General features: G+C 75.6%; 6 protein-coding genes. All 6 read left to right on the top strand.

Going from position 1 to position 5998, the window contains the following annotated elements; translation table 11 throughout:
* Positions 1-1478: transcription termination factor Rho (gene rho / locus WCS02_RS16335; RefSeq protein ID WP_340295155.1), on the top strand; the 1478-nt coding region annotated here is incomplete at its 5' end.
* Between the two features lie 93 nt (positions 1479-1571).
* On the top strand, positions 1572-1793 hold the full coding sequence (gene rpmE / locus WCS02_RS16340; protein WP_340295157.1) for a 50S ribosomal protein L31: 222 nt from the start codon (positions 1572-1574) through the stop codon (positions 1791-1793).
* Positions 1794-1911: 118 nt separating this feature from the next.
* Positions 1912-2976, top strand: coding sequence for a peptide chain release factor 1 (gene prfA, locus WCS02_RS16345; protein ID WP_340295159.1), 1065 nt, complete (start codon positions 1912-1914; stop codon positions 2974-2976).
* The gene (prmC, locus tag WCS02_RS16350; RefSeq protein ID WP_340295161.1) at positions 2973-3881 is read left to right on the top strand and encodes a peptide chain release factor N(5)-glutamine methyltransferase; all 909 of its coding nucleotides are present in this window, start codon (positions 2973-2975) and stop codon (positions 3879-3881) included. Before prfA ends, prmC begins: the two co-directional genes overlap by 4 nt.
* Before the next feature lie 25 nt (positions 3882-3906).
* Positions 3907-4707 carry an L-threonylcarbamoyladenylate synthase gene (locus tag WCS02_RS16355; protein ID WP_340295163.1) on the top strand — a complete coding sequence of 267 codons (801 nt, stop codon included), beginning with the start codon at positions 3907-3909 and terminating at the stop codon, positions 4705-4707.
* Positions 4704-5876, top strand: coding sequence for an MraY family glycosyltransferase (locus WCS02_RS16360; RefSeq protein WP_340295165.1), 1173 nt, complete (start codon positions 4704-4706; stop codon positions 5874-5876). The genes WCS02_RS16355 and WCS02_RS16360 overlap by 4 nt, the downstream gene beginning before the upstream one ends.
* Positions 5877-5998: the final 122 nt, after the last annotated feature.

A 5998-nucleotide genomic window follows, 5' to 3' on the forward strand; every position in this document is an offset into this window, starting at 1 on the left:
GTCAGCCCGAGCGCGACCGCCTGCCCGAGCGTGACCGGCAGCCGGACCGCCAGCCCGAGCGCGACCGCCAGCCCGAGCGCCAGCCCGAGCGGGACCGGCAGCGCCCGGCCCGCGACCGCCAGCCCGAGCTGCCGGACGACCTGGACCTCGGCCCCGACCGTGACGGCCTGACCGACCGGGCCCAGGGCGACCGGTACGGCAGCGACTACGAGGACGACGAGCGCGGCGGCCGCCGTCGCCGCGGCCGCAACCGCCAGCGCGACAAGGCCGGCCGCCCGCTGGGCAGCCGCGAGCCCCGCGGCATGGACGAGCCCGAGGTCCGCGAGGACGACGTGCTCGTGCCCGTGGCCGGCATCGTCGAGATCCTCGAGTCCTACGCCTTCGTGCGGACCTCGGGCTACCTGCCCGGTCCGGCCGACGTGTACGTCTCGCTCGCCCAGGTCAAGAAGTACGGCCTGCGCAAGGGCGACGCGGTCGTCGGCCAGGTCAAGCAGGAGCGCCCCGGCGGCGACGAGCGGCGCGGCCGCTACAACGCCATCGTCCAGGTGGACTCCATCAACGGGCAGTCCGTCGACGAGGCGCGCACCCGCGACGAGTTCAGCAAGCTCACCCCGCTGTACCCGCAGGAGCGGCTGCGCCTGGAGACCGACCCGGGCGTGCTGAGCACCCGGATCATCGACCTGGTGTCGCCGATCGGGAAGGGCCAGCGCGGCCTCATCGTCTCCCCGCCCAAGGCCGGCAAGACCCTCGTGCTGCAGGCGATCGCCAACGCGATCAGCACGAACAACCCGGAGTGCCACCTCATGGTCGTCCTCGTGGACGAGCGTCCCGAGGAGGTCACCGACATGCAGCGCACGGTCAAGGGCGAGGTCATCGCCTCGACCTTCGACCGGCCGGCCGAGGACCACACGACGGTCGCCGAGCTCGCCATCGAGCGCGCCAAGCGCCTCGTCGAGCTCGGTCACGACGTGGTCGTCCTGCTGGACTCCATCACCCGGCTCGGCCGCGCCTACAACCTCGCCGCCCCGGCGAGCGGGCGCATCCTGTCCGGCGGCGTCGACTCCTCGGCGCTGTACCCGCCCAAGCGCTTCTTCGGGGCCGCCCGCAACATCGAGAACGGCGGCTCGCTGACCATCCTCGCCACGGCGCTGGTGGAGACCGGGTCCAAGATGGACGAGGTCATCTTCGAGGAGTTCAAGGGCACCGGGAACATGGAGCTGCGGCTGTCGCGCCACCTGGCCGACAAGCGGATCTACCCGGCCGTGGACGTCAACCCCTCCGGCACGCGCCGCGAGGAGGCCCTGCTGGCCCCCGACGAGCTGCGCATCATGTGGCAGCTTCGCCGGGTGCTCACCGCCCTGGACCCCCAGCAGGCGGTCGAGCTGCTCATGGACCGGCTCAAGAAGACCCGCAGCAACACGGAGTTCCTGCTCACGGTGGGCAAGACCACCCCCGGCGGGAACAGCCACGACGTCTAGAGCATTCATCTGGGTGCGCCACACTGGTGACGCCCAGGCCCCGGTTCACGTCGTACGCGGACGACCCGGCGGCCGCCTGACAGAGGAGAAGCCATGAAGCCCGACATCCACCCCGAGTACGTCGAGACCACCGTGACGTGCACGTGCGGCAGCACCTTCACCACGCGGAGCACCGCCACCTCCGGCGCCATCAGCGCCGACGTCTGCAGCCAGTGCCACCCGTTCTACACGGGCAAGCAGAAGCTGCTCGACACCGGTGGCCGCGTCGCCCGCTTCCAGAAGCGCTATGGCACCAAGACCGAGGCCGCCAAGTAGGACCCGGTCGACGGCGCCCGCCCGCACCCCGCGCAGGGGAGCGGACGGGCGCCGTCGTCGTGAGGGCACCGGGCCCCCACGGGCGCCGCCGGCAGAGCGGCCCAGACGAGGAGACGACGTGTTCGACGGGGTGAGACCGCTGCTCGACGAGCACTCCGAGGTCGAGGCTGCCCTGGCCGACCCCGGCGTCCACGCCGACCCCGCGCTGGCGCGCCGCCTCGCCCGCCGCTACGCCGTCCTCGGCAAGGTCGTCGCCGCGCACGAGGCGTGGCAGCAGGCGCAGGACGACCTGCTCACCGCGCGGGAGCTCGCCCCCCAGGACGCCGGCCTCCGCGAGGAGCTGCCCGGCCTGGAGCAGACCGCCGCGGAGACGGCCGACGCGCTGCGGCTGCTGCTCGTGCCCCGCGACCCCGACGACGACCGCGACGCCATCGTCGAGGTCCGCGCGGGCGAGGGCGGCACGGAGTCGGCCCTGTTCGCCGGCGAGCTCGTGCGGATGTACGAGCGGTGGGCGGAGCGGCACGGCTGGAAGACCCAGGTCATCGACGCCACGCTCGGGGACCTGGGCGGGGTCAAGAGCGCGACCCTGTCGCTGTCCGCGCCCGAGGGCGGCTACGGCGTGATGCGCCACGAGGCCGGCGTCCACCGGGTCCAGCGTGTGCCGGTCACGGAGTCCGCGGGGCGCGTCCACACCTCCGCGGTCGGAGTGCTCGTGCACCCGGAGGCCGAGGAGGTCGACGTCGACCTCGACCCCGCCGACGTGCGCGTGGACGTCTACCGCTCCTCCGGCCCCGGCGGGCAGAGCGTCAACACCACCGACTCCGCGGTCCGGGTGACGCACGTCCCCACCGGCACGGTCGCCATGTGCCAGAACGAGAAGTCGCAGCTGCAGAACCGCGAGCAGGCGATGCGGATCCTTCGGGCCCGGCTGCTGGCCCGCGCCCGGGCCGAGGCCGACGCGGACGCCTCCGCCGCCCGGGCCGCGCAGGTGCGCACCGTCGACCGCTCCGAGCGGGTACGGACGTACAACTTCGGCGAGAACCGGGTCGTCGACCACCGCAGCGGCTACAAGGCATACAACCTGGACACGGTGCTCGACGGCGACCTCGACGCGGTCGCCGAGAGCCTGGCCCGCATGCGCACCGATGCCTCGCTGGCCGAGCAGGCGGAGCACGCCGGGTGAGCGGGCAGGGGAGCCTGGTCGCCGACCTGGCCGGCGCCGTGGACCGGCTCGCCGCCGCCGGGGTGCCGACGCCGCGGACGGACGCCGAGCTGCTCGCCGCCCACGCCGCGGGCACGGACCGGGGCGGTCTGCAGCGCCTCGTCGTCATGCGCTCGGCCTGGCCGGAGGGGGCGCAGGAGCGCTTCGCCGACCTGGTCGCCGAGCGCGCCGACCGCGTCCCGCTGCAGCACCTCACCGGCCGCTCCGCCTTCCGAGGCCTGGAGCTGGCGGTCGGGCCGGGCGTGTTCCTGCCCCGCCCGGAGACCGAGCTGCTCGCCGGGCTCGCGGTCGCGGAGCTGGCGCGCCTGGTCGGAGCCGACCCCGGCGCGCGCGTCGACGAGCCCGTCGCCGTCGACCTGTGCACCGGCTCGGGCGCCGTCGCGCTCGCGGTCGTCGACGAGGTGCCGGCCGCGCGGGTCGGCGCCGTCGAGCTCGACCCCCTGGCGCACGCCTGGGCGGCGCGCAACGTCGAGGCGCTCGGCCACGGCCGCCTGGACCTGCAGCGCGGTGACGTCGCCGGGGCGCTGCACCTGCTGCCCGGGTTCGTCGGCGCCTGCCACGTCGTCACCGCCAACCCGCCGTACATCCCCGACGACCTGGTACCGGTGGACCCCGAGGTGGCCGAGCACGACCCGCCGACCGCGCTGTACGGCGGCCCCGACGGGCTGCGCGTGCTCCGGGTCTGCGTCTCGGTGGCCGCGCGGCTGCTGCTGCCCGGGGGGCTGCTCGTCCTCGAGCACGGCGAGCCGCAGTGCGACGGCGTCGCCGAGGTCCTCGCCGGCGCCGGCGGCTGGGAGGACGTCGCGCACCACCCCGACCTCACCGGCCGCCCCCGCCTGACCAGCGCCCGGCTCGCCCGCGGCTGAGCGCGGGGGTGCGAGACTGCCCGCCGTGAGCCGGACCTTCGACTGCGCCGTCCCCCGCGACCGCGAGCGCGGGCTCGCCGCCGCCGCCGCCGCGGTGGGCCGGGGCGCCCTGGTCGTCGTCCCCACCGACACCGTCTACGGCATCGGCTGCGACGCCTTCGACCCGCTGGCGGTCGACGCGCTGCTGCAGGCCAAGGGCCGCGGCCGGGACGCGCCGCCCCCGGTGCTCGTCGGCGACGTCGCCACGCTCGACGGCCTGGCGACCGGCGTGCCGACGTACTGCCGCCAGCTCGTCGAGGCGTTCTGGCCGGGCGGCCTCACCGTCGTCGTCACCGCGCAGCCCACCCTGGCGTGGGACCTGGGGGAGACCGGCGGCACCGTGGCGCTGCGCATGCCGCTGCACCCGGTGGCGCTGGAGCTGCTCGAGCGCACCGGCCCGCTCGCGGTGTCCAGCGCCAACACCACCGGCGACCCCGCCGCGCTGTCGTCGGACCAGGCGCGCGACATGCTCGGCGGGTCGGTGGCGGTGTACCTGGACGGCGGGCCCTGCCTGGACGACCTCGCCTCGACCATCGTCGACTGCACCGGCCCGGGCCCGGTCCTGCTGCGGGCGGGCGCCGTGCCGGAGGAGCTGCTGCGCGAGGTCGTGCCGCACGGCTGGGACGGCGAGGAGGAGGACGCGGCGGCGTACGCCCACCCCTCGCCGGAGCCCGAGCCCGAGCCCGGTCCCGGGGCCGACGGTGAGGCTGCCGGGAGGGCTGACCGCGCGGCCGACGGCCGCGACCTGCCGGGCGCGCCCCCCGCCCCCGACCCGTCGGGCTCGTGAGGGCCTACCTGCTGGTGATGGCCGTCGCGGCCGTCGTCACCTTCCTCACCACCTCGCCCGTGCGCGGGGTCGCGGTGAGGCTGCGGGCGCTCAGCCCGGTGCGCGACCGGGACGTGCACTCCACCCCGGTGCCGCGCCTGGGCGGCGTGGCCATCCTCGCCGGGTTCGCCGCCGCGCTCGGGCTCGCCTCCACGGTGCCCTTCCTCGCGGGCACGTTCGGCGAGGGGCTGAGCGGCCCGGTCGGGATCCTGCTCGCGGGCCTGGTCATCACCGTCGTCGGCGTGGTCGACGACCTGGTCGGCCTCGACGCCCTCACCAAGCTCGTCGGCCAGGCGCTCGCCGGCGTCGTCATGGCCACGTTCGGGGTGCAGCTGCTCGTCGTCCCGCTCGGCCCCGGGGGCATCGCCCTGCTGTCGGGGTGGGTGCTGACCGTCCTCACGGTGCTCGTCGTCGTGGTGACCGTCAACGCGGTGAACTTCGTCGACGGGCTCGACGGACTGGCGGCGGGCATCGTGGCCATCGCCGGGACCGCGTTCTTCGCCTACTCCTACCTGCTGTCGGTGCAGGCCAGCCCGGACGACCTGTCGAGCACCGCCTCGCTGGTCACCGCGGCCATGGTCGGGGCGTGCCTGGGCTTCCTGCCCCACAACCTGCACCCCGCCCGGATCTTCATGGGGGACTCGGGCGCGCTCCTGCTCGGCCTGCTGCTCGCCGCCTCGACGATCAGCCTCACCGGCAGCGTCGACCCCGCGGTGCTCACCTTCGGCGACCTCGCCCCGGCGTTCATGCCGCTGCTGCTGCCCTTCGCCGCGCTCGTGGTCCCGGTCGCCGACGTCGCCCTGGCGGTGGTGCGTCGGACCGCCGCGGGGCGCAGCCCGTTCGCCCCGGACAAGCAGCACCTGCACCACCGGATGCTCGAGATCGGCCACGGCCACCGGGCGGCCGTCGGCCTGCTCCACGCCTGGGTCGCCCTGCTCGCCTTCGGCGTGGTGGCGACCGCGTTCTTCCCCTGGCAGGAGGTGCTCGTCGTGGCCGCCGCCGTGCTCGTCGTCGTGGCCGTGCTCACCGTCGTGCCGCTGCTCGTGCGCCGGGTGTCCCGGCTGCCCGTCACCGAGGACGGCGGCATCGACGCCCCCGCCGTCACCACCACCCCCGAGGAGCCCCGATGACCGACAGCGCGCGCACCCCGTACGGCGAGCAGACCCCCGCGGCCGGGGGGACCGGGACGGCCGGGTCGACGGGCCGGGGCGGGCCCGGCGCCCCCGCCGGCCAGCCCGGCGGCGGGGAGGCG

Origin of the sequence: Aquipuribacter hungaricus, from assembly GCF_037860755.1 — a bacterium.
GTDB classification, from domain to species: Bacteria; Actinomycetota; Actinomycetes; order Actinomycetales; family JBBAYJ01; genus Aquipuribacter; species Aquipuribacter hungaricus.